The organism is Geminocystis herdmanii PCC 6308 (assembly GCF_000332235.1).
Classification (GTDB): domain Bacteria; phylum Cyanobacteriota; class Cyanobacteriia; order Cyanobacteriales; family Cyanobacteriaceae; genus Geminocystis; species Geminocystis herdmanii.
Genome location: NZ_CM001775.1, coordinates 504,919 through 521,782, shown reverse-complemented (window position 1 = coordinate 521,782; position 16,864 = coordinate 504,919). Strand labels below are relative to the sequence as shown.

Annotated in this window: 14 protein-coding genes; all 14 read right to left on the bottom strand. The window is 35.8% G+C overall.

The window, feature by feature from the left end; translation table 11 throughout:
• Nucleotides 1-14: 14 nt before the first annotated feature.
• A complete protein-coding gene (thiO, locus tag SYN6308_RS25715; RefSeq protein WP_017292864.1) occupies nucleotides 15-2,027 on the bottom strand; it encodes a glycine oxidase ThiO in 2,013 nt (670 codons plus the stop codon).
• Between the two features lie 316 nt (nucleotides 2,028-2,343).
• On the bottom strand, nucleotides 2,344-2,691 hold the full coding sequence (locus SYN6308_RS02535; protein ID WP_017292863.1) for a type II toxin-antitoxin system PemK/MazF family toxin: 348 nt from the start codon (nucleotides 2,689-2,691) through the stop codon (nucleotides 2,344-2,346).
• Complete coding sequence (locus SYN6308_RS21570) at nucleotides 2,678-3,037, bottom strand: type II toxin-antitoxin system Phd/YefM family antitoxin (RefSeq protein WP_017292862.1); 360 nt, start codon at nucleotides 3,035-3,037, stop codon at nucleotides 2,678-2,680. The genes SYN6308_RS02535 and SYN6308_RS21570 overlap by 14 nt, the downstream gene beginning before the upstream one ends.
• A 207-nt stretch (nucleotides 3,038-3,244) precedes the next feature.
• On the bottom strand, nucleotides 3,245-5,881 hold the full coding sequence (gene topA, locus SYN6308_RS02525) for a type I DNA topoisomerase (protein WP_017292861.1): 2,637 nt from the start codon (nucleotides 5,879-5,881) through the stop codon (nucleotides 3,245-3,247).
• 165 nt (nucleotides 5,882-6,046) lie between these two features.
• Complete coding sequence (locus SYN6308_RS02520; RefSeq protein WP_017292860.1) at nucleotides 6,047-6,679, bottom strand: Uma2 family endonuclease; 633 nt, start codon at nucleotides 6,677-6,679, stop codon at nucleotides 6,047-6,049.
• Between the two features lie 22 nt (nucleotides 6,680-6,701).
• Complete coding sequence (gene pth / locus SYN6308_RS02515; protein ID WP_017292859.1) at nucleotides 6,702-7,307, bottom strand: aminoacyl-tRNA hydrolase; 606 nt, start codon at nucleotides 7,305-7,307, stop codon at nucleotides 6,702-6,704.
• A gap of 71 nt (nucleotides 7,308-7,378) precedes the next feature.
• Nucleotides 7,379-8,248 carry a hypothetical protein gene (locus tag SYN6308_RS02510; RefSeq protein ID WP_017292858.1) on the bottom strand — a complete coding sequence of 290 codons (870 nt, stop codon included), beginning with the start codon at nucleotides 8,246-8,248 and terminating at the stop codon, nucleotides 7,379-7,381.
• 88 nt (nucleotides 8,249-8,336) lie between these two features.
• Nucleotides 8,337-8,996 (bottom strand): translation elongation factor Ts, encoded by a 660-nt coding sequence (gene tsf / locus SYN6308_RS02505; RefSeq protein WP_017292857.1) that lies wholly within the window; start codon nucleotides 8,994-8,996, stop codon nucleotides 8,337-8,339.
• 186 nt (nucleotides 8,997-9,182) lie between these two features.
• Nucleotides 9,183-9,989 carry a 30S ribosomal protein S2 gene (gene rpsB / locus SYN6308_RS02500; RefSeq protein WP_017292856.1) on the bottom strand — a complete coding sequence of 269 codons (807 nt, stop codon included), beginning with the start codon at nucleotides 9,987-9,989 and terminating at the stop codon, nucleotides 9,183-9,185.
• 247 nt (nucleotides 9,990-10,236) lie between these two features.
• Nucleotides 10,237-13,014: a cyclic nucleotide-binding domain-containing protein gene (locus SYN6308_RS02495; protein ID WP_017292855.1), complete on the bottom strand. Its 2,778-nt coding sequence runs from the start codon at nucleotides 13,012-13,014 to the stop codon at nucleotides 10,237-10,239.
• Between the two features lie 170 nt (nucleotides 13,015-13,184).
• Complete coding sequence (locus SYN6308_RS02490) at nucleotides 13,185-13,991, bottom strand: nitrate ABC transporter ATP-binding protein (protein ID WP_052312624.1); 807 nt, start codon at nucleotides 13,989-13,991, stop codon at nucleotides 13,185-13,187.
• Between the two features lie 116 nt (nucleotides 13,992-14,107).
• Nucleotides 14,108-14,536, bottom strand: coding sequence for a type II toxin-antitoxin system VapC family toxin (locus SYN6308_RS02485; RefSeq protein WP_017292853.1), 429 nt, complete (start codon nucleotides 14,534-14,536; stop codon nucleotides 14,108-14,110).
• Nucleotides 14,536-14,751, bottom strand: coding sequence for a hypothetical protein (locus tag SYN6308_RS02480; RefSeq protein ID WP_017292852.1), 216 nt, complete (start codon nucleotides 14,749-14,751; stop codon nucleotides 14,536-14,538). Before SYN6308_RS02480 ends, SYN6308_RS02485 begins: the two co-directional genes overlap by 1 nt.
• A 99-nt stretch (nucleotides 14,752-14,850) precedes the next feature.
• Nucleotides 14,851-16,851: an ABC transporter ATP-binding/substrate-binding protein gene (locus tag SYN6308_RS02475; protein WP_017292851.1), complete on the bottom strand. Its 2,001-nt coding sequence runs from the start codon at nucleotides 16,849-16,851 to the stop codon at nucleotides 14,851-14,853.
• Between the last annotated feature and the right edge of the window lie 13 nt (nucleotides 16,852-16,864).

The following is a 16,864-nucleotide window of genomic DNA, read 5'->3' as shown; positions in this document are numbered from 1 at the left end:
AGCATATAGTGCCTTTAGCTGACAATTCCCACTAAAGGAGAACTCGCTGAAGCATATTCTTTGACAGGAATACGTCCTGATTGATAAGCTAATCTTCCGGCTTGAGTTGCTAATCCCATAGCTTGAGCCATTTTAACAGGATTTTGAGCAAGAGCGATCGCACTATTGATTAATAAAGCATCCGCGCCCAACTCCATACCCAAAGCCGCCTCGCTAGGTGTGCCAATTCCTGCATCGATGACTACGGGAATTTTTGCTTGTTCGATGATAATTTTAATATTAGCTAAGTTTTGAATACCTTGCCCTGAGCCGATAGGAGAGCCTAAAGGCATAACTGTCGCACAACCAACTTCCTCTAAACGTTTACAAAGGAGAGGATCAGCATTAACATAGGGTAACACCGCAAAACCTTCTTTGACTAATTGTTCGGCGGCTTGTAGTGTGCCGATGGGATCAGGTAATAAATATTTGGAGTCAGGAATAACCTCTAGTTTAATGAAGTTATTGTCTTCCTGTCCGAGTAATTTTGCCATTTCTCTACCTAAACGGGCAACCCTTACGGCTTCTTCCGCATTGGTGCAACCTGCAGTATTAGGCAACATCCATATTTTACCCCAATCGATCGCTTCTGCTAATCCTTCATGACCGGGGGCGTTGGTTTGTACTCTACGCACGGCAACGGTGACAATTTCGCAACCACTAGCAATCACGCTTTTCTGCATGGATTCCATACTAGAATATTTTCCTGTACCTGTCATCAATCGGGAGGAAAATTTGCGCCCGGCAATGATTAAACCATCGTCATCTTGAGAATTATTAAAAAGCTCATTGGCTGTAGAAGGACTTAAATATCCTACTTGGCTACTTTTAGGAGAAAAATGACTTGATTCACCGTTTACATCGGTTAAATTGCTTTCTATGTTGTTTAAATTGCCATTTTGAGAAGGGGTTGGATAGGTCATAATTTGTGGTTTAGCTTGGTGAAATCGTTGATAGGTGAAATGTTGTAAAAGGGGATCGGGGTGTTTATCGATGATAAGATTACTAATTAATTTAGCGGTAATGGGTGCTAAAAGGATACCGTTGCGATGATGTCCGGTAGCGAAGATTAAATTATCTGCATCACTATAACCTAAAATGGGCATTTCATCGGCAGTAGTAGGGCGAAAACCATACCAAATTTCGTTTAACTGCCACGAGGCAAGAGGAGGATACAGACGAATAGCACGATTTAATAAGGTGTTGATGCCTTCTGCGGTTGAGCCTTCTTGCCAACCAATATCTTCGGAAGTTGCACCGATGATTAAGCGCCCGTCTTTTTTCGGCACTAAGTAGGTATTTTCTCCAAAGATAACTCTTTCTAGGGGATTTTCTAAGGGGATTTTTAAACTTAACATTTGCCCTTTTATCGGGCGCACGGGGAGAGGAAATAGTTTACTTGACCATGCACCACTAGCTAAGATATAAGTATCCGCTGAAAATATGCCTGATTTGGTGAGGATATTTTTAATTCTACCTTGATGACGGGTAAGCGCGATGGCTTCTACTCCTTCTTTGATGTCTATACCTAATAATTGGGCTATGTTTAATAATACTTTACCGACTTTGCGAGGATCAACTTGTCCTTCTTCGGGATACCAATAACCGCCGATGACATCTTTGCCTAACTGGGGTTGATAAAACTGGAGGGTATCTCTATCTAACCAATTTTCATTGATGGTGGTTGGTTGGGAATATACTGGGGCAATGATACCACAAGGATTATAGTCTATATCGCCCTTGCTCAACTGTTCTAATTTTCCTGCCCATTCGGGATACAAAGCAAGGGATTTTAAGGCTAAATCTAACATAACACCTTGTAAACCTTCGGCTTTAGGTGCTAACATTCCTGCGGCGGCGTTGGTGGCGGCTTGGGCATAATTTTTACTTAATACTGTTACCCCTAATCCTTTTAATTTTAACTCCAGCGCGATCGAGAGTCCGATGATTCCACCGCCAATAATAATAATTTCGTTGCTAGTTTTCATAATCGATCGTTAACATATATTCTTATTTTATCATTGTCTTTACCTCAGTTCGATGCAAGAATGTTTGATAAAGGCAGGTTTCAGGTTTCAGATTGCAGGTTTCAGGTGTAATTTTCAGAAGATTATATAATTCGATCAAAGAATTGAAGATAAAAAAATCAATTAGGATATATTTTTTGTCAATTCTTTAACCTAATACCTGACACCTTTACAGCACCAAAAATTTTATGTCGAACTCAGGTGTCTTTGTATTGAAGACTTAATTAATTAACACGGAAAACTTGACAAAAAGATAATTTGTTGTATAAAACTGCTTTTAATTGCTTCGATTTTCGATTAAATAATTACTTAGGTTATGTAGTAAAATTTGATGTCTATGTTTAGAAATAAATCCTATATTACCAATAATATTTTTACTAGGAATTACCGATAAAAAACTTAGTCTAATAAGAGATGATTGTTTTAAGCCCGTATCTAAAAAATCGTTATCAGTGATGGAAATAATCTCATCAAAATTTTTAATATATTGTTGTAATTTACCACTAATTCCACACATTAAAAAATCATTATATTTAGGCATTTTTTTGAGAATCAAAGCCGGACGATTTTTATATTTACCATCGGCTTGAAGAATAGAAGTAAGAATAATATCACATTCTTTCATACTCAGTATTAAATTCTTTTATTTCCTCTAAACTATATTCAACTTCATCCTCATCATAAGCATTATTTAAGTTCATTAAAGCTAAGTTATGCCAATCATTTTCTTCTATTTTTTTGGCATTAACCAATTCTTCTTTAGGAGTATCAATTATTTCTTCGATCGAATCTACATATCCTCGAATAGAATTGGCATACAAAGTTTCTTGAATTCCTGACCAATTTTCTTGAGAAATAATTATTACTTCATTACTATTTCCTTTTAAAAGAATAGGTTGATTAGTTTCTGATACTTGATTAATAAGATGATCAAAATTGGAACTTATTTCAGAAAGTGATACTGATTCCATAATAAAAATTTGTTATTTGATTTTACTCTAATTATAAGCATTATCTGAAAATTATTTTAACATTGTACTTGTATTCAGTTTACTTTAAGAGTTACGCAAAATAACTATTTTTATAAAAATTTAACACTATTTGTTGTTGTTCGTGGGGTGTGCATCGCCCTACCAAAACCATTGTCGAGACGTAAAATTTTACGTCTCTCATTATTACTACTTCTTACTTACTTTTCGGGTAGTAGTCGTTTTTTTTGCGGTGGTTTTTTTCGCTGTAGTCGCTTTTTTCGTGGCAGTTTTTTTGGCTGGAGTTTTATCTTGTAAAAGTAATAAGGCTTTGTCTAAATTCATACTTTCTACGGTTTCTCCGTCGGGTAGTTTAACATTGGTTTTACCGTGTTTAAAATATACTCCATAAGGACCTTCATAAATGTTAATAGGTTCTTTGTCTTCTGGGTGTAACCCTAACTCTTTTAATGGTGGTTTTGTCGCCCCTCGTCTTCCTCGTGTTGCTTTTGGTTGTGCCAGTAATTCCAAAGCTCGATCGAGACTTATAGTCAACACATCGTCTTCTTTCTTCAAAGAGCGATAATCTTTACCTTCTGTACCCTGATCATGGACAACATAAGCCCCAAAGCGCCCTAAACTGGTTTTAATGGGCTTTCCTGTTTCTGGATGCTCTCCCAAGGTACGAGGAAGGGTTAAATATCCCAATGCCATGTCTAAGGTAATGTCTTCGGGTTGCACTCCTTTAGGGAATGACGCAGTTTTCGGTTTCTTGGCTTTGCCCTGGGGTTTGTCGCCTAATTGTACATAAGGACCATAAGTTCCAATTAATAAGTATATAGGCTCTTGGGTTTCAGGATGATTACCTAAAATGGGGGGCCCTTCCAATTTTTGCTTTAATAGTACTTCTATTTGTCGTGAGTCAAGATCGCTAGGGGTGAGATCGGCAGGAATGGAGGATTTGACGATTTCTTCACCGTAATTTGCCTCAATATAAGCTCCAAACTTGCCTATTTTGACGGTTACGTCTAAATTCTCTAATTCTATGGCTTTTGCGGTTTGCGGATCAATGTCGGTTTCTCTCACTTTCACCTGATTTTGCAATCCCTTCTCTCCTCGATAGAATTTGTCAAGGTAAGGCAACCATTTTTCGTTACCCGATGCAATATCATCAAGGCTTTGCTCCATTTTTGAGGTGAATTTGGTGTCCACTAATTCCTCAAAATTTTTCTCTAATAGGGTAGTGACGGCAAAGGCGGTAAAGGTGGGAATTAGTGCTTTATTGCGTAATTGGGCGTAACCTCGATCGACGATCGTACCTATAATACTAGCATAAGTACTAGGACGACCTACCCCTTCACTTTCTAATGTTTTCACCAAGGATGCTTCTGTATATCGAGCTGGAGGTTGGGTTTCGTGGTGAATCACCTCTAATTTTTTACAATCGGGCTTGTCTCCTACCTTCAAATCTGGTAAAATAACTTCTTGATTCTCTAATGCCGCTTCTGGATCGTCCGAACCTTCAACATAGGCTCTAAAAAACCCCGCAAAATCGATTCTTTTTCCGCTCGATCGAAATATAGCATCTTCTACCGCCATATTGACGGAAATTTGGGTTAATTGAGCATCCGCCATTTGACTGGCTACGGTGCGTTTCCAAATTAAATCATATAACCCCAACTCTTTATCTCTCAAACCCGTTTCTTTAGGAATACGGAAAGTACTACCAGCAGGACGGATGGCTTCATGGGCTTCCTGTGCGCCTTTGGCTTTGGTTTTATATTGTCTTGGTTTTGGGCTTAAATACTCTTTACCATACATGGATTCTACACAACTACGAGCGGCGGTGATGGCTTGATCAGACAAATGTACTGAGTCCGTTCTCATGTAGGTAATATAACCATTTTCATAGAGACTTTGAGCAATCCGCATAGTATCCTTTGCCCCTAACCCCAATTTACGGTTAGATTCCTGCTGTAAAGTTGAGGTGGTGAAGGGAGGAGAAGGGGTGCGCTTAGTGGCTTTTTCCTCCGTATCCTTGACTTCCCAAGGTTTTCCCGTCAAACGAGCTTTCAGTTCTGTAGCCTCTTGTTCCTTTAGTACAAGTACTTTTTTGTTAGGTGCTAACTTCCCTGTCTTGGGATCAAAATCGCTACCATTTGCCAGTTTTTGCCCTTTTAAGGTGGTTAATTTTGCTTCAAAGTTTGTTTTGGCATGATTTAATAAGGCTTTTAAATCCCAGTACTGAGCTTCTTTAAATGCCCTTCTTTCTCTCTCTCTTTGTACTAATAGACGCACAGCGACAGACTGTACTCTCCCTGCGGATAACCCGGCAGCAATTTTTTTCCACAGTAAAGGCGATAAAGTATAGCCTACAAGTCGATCGAGAATACGCCGTGTTTCTTGGGCGTGTACCAAATTTTCATCAATGTCACGGCAATTATTTAAAGCCTGTTGAATCGCATCTTTGGTAATTTCATGGAAAACCATGCGTTTAATCGGCACTTTTGGCTTTAATAGCTGTAATAAATGCCAACTGATGCTTTCTCCTTCCCTGTCTTCATCCGTTGCTAGAATTAACTCATCCGCAGATTTTAAGGCTTGTTTTAATTGTTGTACGGTTTTATTTTTACCTTTGGGGATAACATAAATAGGCTCAAAATTATTCTCAACATTCACTCCTAATCTTGCCCAATCAAACTGTTTAAACTCAGGGGGAATTTCCTCGGCGGAGGAAGGCAAGTCTCGGATATGCCCCATGGATGCCTCTACCTGATAACCTTTAGGTAGGTAGTTGCGGATGGTTTTGGCTTTGGTAGGTGATTCAACGATGACTAATGTGGACATAGATTATTATTTCGGTTCTCTATTTTGCTACTATATCTATAATTTAACTATTTAGCACATATTTACTTTAATTCTCGATCGAGCATCAAGAATAAGTTTAGCTCTCTTACTCCTCAGTATGATAGATTATGTCTAAAAAAAGGTACTCAGGTGAAAAAGTCTTTTTTATTTTTCTTCCAATGTTTTTGTAAATTCTAAAATCGCTTCTAAAGGTTCACTTTTAATCACTAAATTAGCGAATAAATCTAAGTCTATATCAGGTAATAAACGACTTTGTTGTACTTTCTGATATTCCTCTTTTTCTAAATGATAAACTGTTAATTTTTCTCTCTCCCAAAACCACACTTCTTTTACTCCTAAATCTCGATAGATTTGTAAACTATTAATACCACCACTGGTGATAATAATTTCAATCGCTAAATCAGGAAATTCTTTGCGACTATTAAAACAATAACTTTTATCTGGTTCAATTCCTTTTAATTTTTTTTGAGAGCGAAAAGTGGTTGAGCCTAATGAATAAAATTTAATCTTTTTTATTAAACAATAAGTTTCGATTAAAATACCGATATTTTCTTTAAAAATTTCATGATTGCGACTGGGAGACATGATAACTAAAGTTTCCTCCTCATACTTAAATAAAACCCCACTATTATCACTCATAAATTCCAATAAATTTTCGTATTCTTGCCAATTAATATGATTGATAATAAAAACTTGTTCTGAATCACTATTTTTCGATTTAGCTAATTCAATAATTGCTTGAATATGAGGTAATTGATTTACTTGGGTTAAAGTCATTTTGGTTGAGGATAAAAATAGATTAAATTTCGATAAATTTTTGATTATAAAGGCTCATCGCTTTTTCTATACCATCTTTTAAACTAACATTAATGGCATCATAGGTTAATATTTTTAACTCCTCAATAATTTTTGTTTCTGTGGTGGAAAACTTCCCTAAAACATGACCAATAGTTTCTTCTTTTCCGCCAGATTTGCCGATACCGATGCGAAAACGGGGGAAATTTTGCCCTCCCACATGGGAAATGATGGATTTCATGCCGTTATGTCCTCCGGCTGAACCTGACAGCCTTAATCTGATTCTCCCGAAGGGTAAATCCATGTCATCATAGATAACTAAAATGGAGTCAGCACTCAGTTTATACCAGTCTAGCACGGCTCTGACGGATTGACCCGATCGATTCATATAAGTTAAGGGTTTTACTAACCTAATTCTACGACGATTGGGGGCAATTCCTTCACAAATTAGAGCATTAAATTTCTGGTTTTTTTGCCAACTAAAACCCCATTTTAGGGCTAAATAATCTACTATTTCAAACCCGATATTATGACGAGTTCGATCGTACTTTTGTTCGGGATTTCCCAAACCGATAATCACATCAGGAATAACTATATTTTTTTCATTCATGGAAATTTATTAACTGTCAATAATTCAACTAATTCTTAATTCTTAATTCTTAATTCTTAATTCTTAATTCTTCATTCCTCATTCCAACTACTGCGCCATGCAGATTCAGCGAGGGCGATCGAGTATTTTTGTCGTTTTCTTTGATACTCGTTATCTAGTTCATCTAATTGTTTAAGAAAAGTGTTAATTTTTTGTCGAATTACATTTAAACTAGGATCATTAAATTCGATTTCGGTTAATCTTAAACATACCGCAACAATGGGAGTAATATCAATATTATGATCTGATTTATCTTCTCTTTCAATTAGTAAACTAAGGAGATTAGGTGCACCACTAACAAGAGAAGTATTTTCTTCCGCTTGTAATGCCATTTCGATAATTTTACTAGGTATTTTATCAGGTAAAATATGGGCTTCCTGTAAATATTTATTGGCACGATGGGAAATATTGGTTAAACATTCTTCTAAACAATCTTCAATATCTAACTGCAATTTAATTAAATCTTGGGAATCTAATTCTTCTTCCTTAGTTAAATCTGTTTGATTATTTTCCGTTATTTCGACATCTGATAAATTCTTTTGGGAGGATATTTCTTCCTCAGAAATAGCTTTAATAATTTTAGAATAAAACTCTTGAATAACTTGATTATTACTAAGGTCGATCAAACTTAAAGCCTTAAATAAATCTTCTTTAAAAACAGTTTCTAATCCCTTAATTTTTTGTTGTAAATCGTATCTTTTTTGATAACTTAAATCTAAAAAAGCTGTAGGATATTTTTGAGTACAAATTTGATAAGTAGCTACCGTTAATTGACGTTTAATAACAGCACTTAAATTTTCAAAATAATGACAATATAAATCTTGTAAATTAGTGGCTAAATCCTTAATTTTTTCATTCAAAATGGTCAAATCATTGCGTAACTGTTTGATTGACTTACTCATTTTTATTGATAATTTTAAAGGTAATAATTTGATAAGTTCGATCGAATATTTAGGGCTATTATAAAAATTCCTAATTCCTAATTCCTAATTATTTTAACCCTGCTTGGGCGGCAACTTCTTCAGCAAAATTGGTTTCTTCTTTTTCGATGCCTTCCCCTAAGACAAAACGGGTAAAACGTCGCACTTGGATATTTTCACCAATTTTAGAAATTTGTTGAGTGATTAATTCTTCAACGGTAATACCTTGCTCACGGATATAAGGTTGACTGAGTAAACACATTTCCCCTAAACGTTTTTGGATTCTACCTTCAACGATTTTTTCTTTGATATTGGCTGGTTTATTACCTAAATCATCTCTACCCATTTCGATTTCTTTCTCTTTGGTAACGATGTCTTGAGGAATATCTGCAATTTTGACATATTCTACATTAGGACAAGCCGCAATTTGCATAGCAATATTTTTCGCTAAGGCTTGGAAATCTTCACGACGGGCAACGAAATCAGTTTCGCAGTTGACTTCAACCAGTACACCGATTCTTCCCCCAGTATGAATATAGCTTTCTACAATACCTTCGGCGGCAACTCTACCTGCTTTTTTCTCGGCGGAAGTGATACCTTTTTGACGTAACCATTCAGTAGCTTTTTGGATGTCACCATCATTTTCTACGAGGGCTTTTTTGCAATCCATCATCCCTGCGTTAGTTTTTTCTCTAAGTTCTTTTACTAATTTAGCTGTAATTTCTGCCATAATACTTAAATTTTTATAAAATTATCTTCAATAATCATTACACGAATTGAACCGAATACTAACTTGAGTTAGGAAATAGAAGATAGGAGATAGGGGAGAGTAAGTAATAAGTTTTAAATTATCTATTCTCCATTATTCATTCTCCATTCTCCATTCTCCATTCTCCATTCCCCATTCCCTACTTATTTATTCTTCTTCGCCACTGTCAGCATCTTCGTCATATTCTTCATCTTCGTAATCTTCATCGTAGTCTGGTTCACCACTAGCTAAAGATTCTTCAAATTCATCGAATCTGCCTTCGGCAACGGCTTTGCCGTAACGCCCTTCATAAATAGCATCGGCTAATTTACCAATGATAAGTTTGATCGATCGAATTGCGTCATCATTAGCAGGAATAGGGAAGTCCACCAATTCAGGATTACAGTTAGTATCAAGCATAGACACAACAGGTAAATTGAGTTTTTCACACTCTTTGATGGCGTTATGTTCTCTGCGAATGTCAATAATTACTACAACATCAGGTACACGACGCATATCCTTGATACCGCCGAGGTACTTTTGGAGTTTGTTTAATTCACGACGTAAAACAGATGCTTCTTTTTTTGGACGTCTGTCTAAAGCGCCACTTTCTTCTAATTCTTCTAAATCTTTAAGACGTGCTACTCTGGATTTGATGGTTTCCCAGTTAGTGAGCATACCACCTAACCAACGTTGATTGATGTAGAATGCACCGCAACGACTGGCTTCTTGGGCGATAATACCTGCGGCTTGACGCTTAGTACCAACAAACAGTACTTTCTTACCACTTTCGGCGGCTTTTTTGATGTAGTTATAGGCTTCATCCATTAATTGTGCTGTTTGCACTAAATCGATGATATGTACCCCATTTCTAGCGGTGTAGATATAAGGCGCCATTTTGGGATTCCAACGACGAGTCTGATGCCCAAAGTGTACACCAGAATCTAATAGTTCTTTTAAGGTAACTACTGACATTTTTATTCTCCTTTATTTCGGGTTTATCCTCCATCTGGGTTAGTTCTATTTCTGATTTTAGAAACACCCGACATCCCAGATGTGCGAATTTTGACAACTTTACCAGCTTATCACAATCTCTAATTTTTTTCTATTAATTTAATAGACTTTTGGCAGGAATTAAATGTTGAACGGCTAAAACCATTGTAGAGACGTAAAATTTTACGCCTCTACCGATTTATGTATCTACTGAAAATACGATCGAGCTTTAATTAATAATTTGTTTCAAACGGCTGGTTTCTAACTCTAAAATACGTCGAGAAAATTCTTGATCTTGTTCTAAAATTTCATCAAAAGTATCTACTGCGATCGCTAAAATTTTGGTGGGAGTAGTTTTGGCGATAATTTTTCCAGACTGTTTTTCATGGGCTAAAACTTCTAACTCATCTAAAATTTGTCCGGGTAATAAACTAGAAATAATTGGAGTATCATCAACACAGGGTTTGATAATTTCTACTCTACCTTCAATCAATAATAATAACTCTCGACAAGTATCCCCTTCATCAGAAATAATCTCATTTTCTTGATAATTTTTAAAATATGATAACTCCCCTAATTTAATTAAAGTATTACTATAAGTTCTCTCAAAGAAAGAAGCATTACTTAAATAGATAATTTTTGCCAAAATCTCACATTTATTTAAACTTAATTTCTCAGATTTAATTAATATATTTACTATATCTGTAACTAAAAAATGAGGTTTTTCTGCTAGTATATTTTTTGCTTCTTCTTTAGCAATTTCAAAATTAACTTGAGCTAATATATAAAGACTAATTGCCTGAATAATTGGATTAGATTCTAATACTAAACTGTGGAGATGATCAATGATTGTAGCTTCATTTATATCTAAAGCACAACTTACATTTTTATTTGGTTGTTTAAGAATCGATAACACATTATTGGGCAATCTGTTACTCCAATTAGATGCAGGATTACTTAATGTTTCTAGTAACACACTAGGAGAAAGATTAACTAAATTTCGGGCAATTTCTTCATTAATAGACAAATCTTCACTTTTTTCGATAATTTCTAACAATCCTCTAATTAAAAGACGTTTTTTCTCTGTTACTGTCTTTCTTAACAGGTTTAATACTTCCCCTTGGGGTAAAAAACGAGGTTGATTGAGGGTGTGATAACGTTCGATGAGATATTCTAACTGGGCTAAAATATGCTCAGATTTCGCTATGATACCAGACTCAGGTTGTAACCCTTGTAAAATTTCCTCCTCCTCTTGATAAGTAATGGAATATTCCTGTCTTAATTTTCGTATGTCTTGAGAATTGTTTTGTAATAAATCTTCGATGGAGGTTTTTTGCTGTAGAGATAGCATTCTTTCTAAGGCTTTGCGATACCCTGTCAAACGCACGGAATTTTCCAGAGAATGTAACTTAGAAACATCTAATAAAGAAGGGTCTTCAACCCCTAATTCTGTTAAGATAATACGGTGTTCATCTTCATTAATACCTAATTGCGATCGCATTTGGGCTAACACTTCCAGACTACTAACGGTGTTAACATAGCCTTCCTCTAAAGATTCTTTTAACACATTTTTATACACTTCTTGACGCTTATCTTTTGTAAATTCGGGAAGAACTTTTGCTAAAACATAAACCTCATCGGTATTCAAATTTTCTAGAGATTTTCCTTCTAAAAAACGACTAATATTTAAGCCTAATTTCTTCAGTTGCTTACGGAAACGACTGCTTAAACTTTCTTTATTATAAACTTCAGGACTCTTATCCCAATTTTGATACAACCAGATTGAACTTAAAAAGACTAACATAAAATCCCAAATATATTGAACTTTAATGGGTAATAAAACTAACCACGATCGACCTGCAAAAATAAAGAAAAAGTCAAAAATAATAAAAGTGATAACGGTAAAAATACGATGTCTAATTAACTCAGAAGAGAGACGATTTTGATAGTTTTTACATAATAAATTTTCAATGTTTTTACCTAAATAATAAGCGACAAAAGTAGAAAAGCTCAACGTAAGGGGTACAGCGATAATTTTCGGGATAGGAATAGGTTGATTAAAAAGATAAAAACCGGGATTAAAAAGAGTAGTTAATTGATTTTTTTCATAAGCCCAAATACCAGAAAAATAATAATCCCAATTACCTGCATATAAATAATAATAGAGAAAATAACCAATAACTAAACCGAAATAACCATAGTATAATAATTGTCGATTTTTATGATTAATGCCATCCCAATAACTTCTTTCTGAGTCAATATCAATGCAAGGACTTTGACAGGCAATACAAGCACTTTTTTCTTGATTATCTTCGATAATTCGACACATTGATTGGGTAATTTTCTCATCGGTAATATGAGCTTTACTACCGAATAATGAGTTAGGTTCGGCGTAAATTTTTTGCACGGGAGACATGGGGCAGAAATAGTTACACCATGATTTACCACCATAATAATAACCGATAAAAATAGCCACAAAAATAGTAAATAATAACCACATAGCAAGAGCTATTCGATCGGCATTAACAAACAAAATTCGAGAACATAAACCAATAAAAAACCATGCCATTTGTACATATAAATAATTACGTCCTAACCATGAATTTTTATCTACTCTAGGGATTTCAAAACGCACTGCCCCATTATTACTAACTCGTTTAATTTTTCGTTGCCAACCTAACGCCCTTGGAATTTGAGAAAGGAAAGATAAAGGGCAAATTCTGCGCCATAATTCATGACCAAAAATAAGCAAAATAAAGATAGAACTAGGAACTATAATTCCCCAAAAAATTGGAGTTCCTAAATAATAATAATTTTTCTCTAAACAACTACCTTGAACAGAAATGCAAACATCTAAATTAACCCTTAAAGGACTAACTAAATTATCAGGAGAAGTTAATATAGGAGAAATGGGATCATAAAACAAAGATAAAATTAAAAAAAGCCAACCTAAGGTTAAAATCCACCTCACGGAGTGCATGGTTTTTTCAGTGGTTTTATTAAACATAAATAACTCCTGTAAAAGAAAATTTTTAAAAAATTAATTAAAATAATATTCATAATATTTTACACTTATTTTATTAAAGTTTTATAAATTACTTTTGTATATTTATCTTTAAATTACCATAAAAAAGGTAGGCGATCGCCTACCAACAAAATCTAAATATCTTAATAAATTTAATCCACATCGTGGGCGAAGCGATTATAAAGAAAGTCTAGGGCGTAGTTACGCAAATCATAATACAAAGGGTCTTCCATAATGCGTTCTCTATCACGGGGGCGAGGGAAAGGAATATTCATAATTTCACCTATATTTGCAGAAGGTCCATTGGTCATCATTACCAGTCGATCGGCTAAAAACAAGGCTTCATCAATATCGTGGGTGATCATTAATACGTTACAACGATATTCGTTCCAGATATTGAGTAATTCTTCTTGTAATTCTTCCTTAGTAATCGGATCAAGTGCGCCGAAAGGTTCGTCTAAGACAAGGACTTCAGGGCGTATTGCTAAGGCACGGGCGATCGAAGTACGTTGTTTCATCCCCCCAGAAATTTGAGGGGGTTTCTTTTCGGAGGCTTCCGTTAAACCTACTAAAGCTAAATGATCTCTTACGATCGCACGTTTTTCCGCTTCTTTTTTCTCAGGGAATACCGCATCAATGGCGAGATAGACATTTTCAAACACCGTTAACCAAGGTAAAAGAGCGTAGTTTTGAAATACTACCATTCGATCGGGACCCGGTTTTGTAATGGGTTTTCCCTTTAATTTTACACTGCCAAAAGTTGGTTGAGAAAAGCCAGAAACCATGTTTAAAAGGGTAGATTTTCCGCATCCTGAATGCCCAATTACGCAGATAAATTCTCCTTGATTGACGGTTAAATTAACGTCTTTTAATACTGTATAATCTCCTTTGGGAGTAGGGTAAATTTTGGAGACATTTTCGATGGTTAAAAAGCTGTCTTGATAAAATTGTTTTTCCATTTTTTCAGCGAATTTTTTGGTGGATGTTTGCATGATTTTGACTCCATCTAAAATGGTTTATTATAAGTTTGTAGTAATGGCTTGAGGCGTTATTACCCTAAAGGGGTGACAATGAACTAAGTTGTCCAATCTTCAAGAATTAAATTAGGAACTTTACTAAAGTCTTTTCGATTACGAGTTAACAAAATTAAATCTTGGGAAAGAGCGATCGAGGCAATTCTTAAATCCATAGTAGCTAGGGTAATTTTTTCACATTTTAAGCGTTCAAAAATTTGTACAGAGTTTTCATCAAAATCTAAAATATTTGCTTTGGAAAATGTATTAATTACCTGTTGCAATAAACCATAGCCTTTAATCAATTTCTCTGGATTTTGAGAACGAACAATAAAAGTATGAGCTCCTATTATTTGTTCATGAAAACTAATAATCGAAAAAGCAAAATCTCTTGAAGAATGTTGACGAATATGACGGATTATATTTTCATATTCTTGTCCTGATTTTCTTTGGAGAAAACTAATATGATCAGTGTCTAATAAGTATTTCATTATTGATCATTTATTTCTTCAAAAGATATTTTTTCTTCACGAAATAATCTACCGTATTCTAGGGCTTCTAAAAAAGTTTCTTCATCAGAAACTGAGCCAATAACATCATCTAACCAGTCATCAGATTTAAGATGTTGATTAAGTTGATTTTGCAAGTTAATTACGGTATTTTCTAAGGTACTTAAACGTTGTTCTACGGTGTTTTTTTCTGGCATATATTTAATTAATTTTGGCTTAACTTATTATCTATTTTATACCTCCTTTTTTTTGATTGATATTCCCTTATTAAGGTAGGAGAGAATTAGTTGTAGGAACTAGGCGGCGACTAGGATTCGAGAGTTAAGGGGAATTTCTGCCATGGTAATATTACGTTTGATGCTTAAATGGTTGAGGTAGCCGATGGGATCTTCCCCGTCAAAAGGTATGCCGTCAAAAAGTTTGATGGCTTCTCGGCGGTATTTGAGATCGCTTAATCCTAGTTCTCGACAAGCGGTACTAAATACACTTACACGACACACTCTTTCTAAGATTTCAACCCAGTTACGAGGGAAGGGAATATCCCCCCATCTCGCCATTTGTGTCATCATCCATAAGTGTTCTGTACGACTAGGGCGATTCATGCCTTCTCCAAAAAAGCGATGGTGGGCATATTCCACTGCTCGATCGAGGTTGCAACTGTAAGTATTAGGATCACCCAACTGAATGTAATTTATGCTTGTACTCAAGTATTTACGATCGGCTAAAATAGTGCGAATCTCTTCTTTATTTGTGGGATCAGCACAATACTGACAGGCTTCTAACAAGGCTTTCACTAGGGCGATATGGGTGTTTGGATAGGCGTTTGCCCAATCTTCTCTTAAACCTAAAACCTTGCCGGGGTGTCCATTCCATACCTCTAAATCGGTGGCTACGGTGAAGCCGACTCCTTCCATCGCCGCGCGTAAATTCCAAGGTTCGCCTACACAATAACCGTCGATCGAACCTGCTTTCAAGTCTGCTACCATTTGGGCAGGGGGAATATTTTGCAAGTGTACATCAGTATCAGGATCGATACCTTCGGCGGCGAACCAGTAACGTAGTAAGATATTGTGCATAGATGAGGGGTGAACAATGCCAAATCGATGATTTTCGTCGATCGATTCTAGTAACATTCTTTTGAGATGATGTACATCATGGATACCCATATCATAAAATTTCTTAGCAAGGGTGACACCATTGCCATTACGAGTCATGGTTAAGGCGGTTACGGTGGGTAAGGGTTCGTTATTATTGCCTCCCACTGTTAACCATGTAGGCATCCCCGCCGGCATTTGGGCACAGTCTAAATAGCCTCCAGCGATACCATCGACAATACCACGCCAACTGGTTTCCCGCACGAGGTTTACTTCTTCTAAGCCGTGTTTGACAAAAAAGCCTTTTTCTTGAGCAATGGCTAAGGGGGCGCAGGCGGTTAAAGGTACAAAACCGATTTCTAAATTGACTTTTTCTAAGCCATGACGGGCGATAACACCTTGTTTTTGAGCTCGTATTTTTTTGATCTTTTTTTGTTGGTTTAAAAAGTAAATAATTTCGCTTCTTAAACTGTAATAACTAGGGTGATTTACTACCTCCATTCTTTGACGAGGGCGAGGAATATCCACATCTAAAATACCACCAATTTTTGAACCAGGTCCATTAGTTAACATTACAATTCGATCGGACAATAATACGGCTTCGTCCACATCGTGGGTTACCATAACCGCAGTAATTTGATAACGATCACATATTTGCATCAATTGTTCTTGTAAATTACCTCTGGTTAAGGCATCTAATGCCCCAAAAGGCTCATCGAGTAAGAGTAATTTAGGACGGATAGACAAGGCACGGGCGATGGCTACTCGTTGTCTCATACCTCCCGATAACTCATTAGGAAATTTATCGACAGCGTGGGCTAAACCTACCAATTTGATATGATCTTCGACAATTTCCTTGCGTTCAGATTCGGAATAACCCTTCATCACCTCATCGACAGCGAGGGCGATATTTTGATGTACTGTTAACCAAGGTAAAAGACAATAACTTTGAAAAATTACCATTCTTTCAGGACCGGGTTTACTAATTTTTTGCCCTTCTAAAGTAACAATTCCTTCGGAGGGTAAATCTAAACCTGCAATCATATTTAAAAGAGTGGACTTACCACATCCAGAGTGTCCAATTAAAGAAATAAATTCACCTTTTTTTATTTCTAAATTAATACCTTTTAACGCTAAATATTCACCACCATTATTGAGGGGAAATACTTTTTCAATGTTATCGATCGCAACGAATAAACTCATAATTTTTACTCCT

Bases quoted from the DNA above. Each gene is read 5' to 3' on its own strand.
- thiO (WP_017292864.1), bottom strand. From the start codon at position 2,027: ATGAAAACTAGCAACGAAATTATTATTATTGGCGGTGGAATCATCGGA.
- SYN6308_RS02535 (WP_017292863.1), bottom strand. From the start codon at position 2,691: ATGAAAGAATGTGATATTATTCTTACTTCTATTCTTCAAGCCGATGGT.
- SYN6308_RS21570 (WP_017292862.1), bottom strand. From the start codon at position 3,037: ATGGAATCAGTATCACTTTCTGAAATAAGTTCCAATTTTGATCATCTT.
- topA (WP_017292861.1), bottom strand. From the start codon at position 5,881: ATGTCCACATTAGTCATCGTTGAATCACCTACCAAAGCCAAAACCATC.
- SYN6308_RS02520 (WP_017292860.1), bottom strand. From the start codon at position 6,679: ATGACTTTAACCCAAGTAAATCAATTACCTCATATTCAAGCAATTATT.
- pth (WP_017292859.1), bottom strand. From the start codon at position 7,307: ATGAATGAAAAAAATATAGTTATTCCTGATGTGATTATCGGTTTGGGA.
- SYN6308_RS02510 (WP_017292858.1), bottom strand. From the start codon at position 8,248: ATGAGTAAGTCAATCAAACAGTTACGCAATGATTTGACCATTTTGAAT.
- tsf (WP_017292857.1), bottom strand. From the start codon at position 8,996: ATGGCAGAAATTACAGCTAAATTAGTAAAAGAACTTAGAGAAAAAACT.
- rpsB (WP_017292856.1), bottom strand. From the start codon at position 9,989: ATGTCAGTAGTTACCTTAAAAGAACTATTAGATTCTGGTGTACACTTT.
- SYN6308_RS02495 (WP_017292855.1), bottom strand. From the start codon at position 13,014: ATGTTTAATAAAACCACTGAAAAAACCATGCACTCCGTGAGGTGGATT.
- SYN6308_RS02490 (WP_052312624.1), bottom strand. From the start codon at position 13,991: ATGGAAAAACAATTTTATCAAGACAGCTTTTTAACCATCGAAAATGTC.
- SYN6308_RS02485 (WP_017292853.1), bottom strand. From the start codon at position 14,536: ATGAAATACTTATTAGACACTGATCATATTAGTTTTCTCCAAAGAAAA.
- SYN6308_RS02480 (WP_017292852.1), bottom strand. From the start codon at position 14,751: ATGCCAGAAAAAAACACCGTAGAACAACGTTTAAGTACCTTAGAAAAT.
- SYN6308_RS02475 (WP_017292851.1), bottom strand. From the start codon at position 16,851: ATGAGTTTATTCGTTGCGATCGATAACATTGAAAAAGTATTTCCCCTC.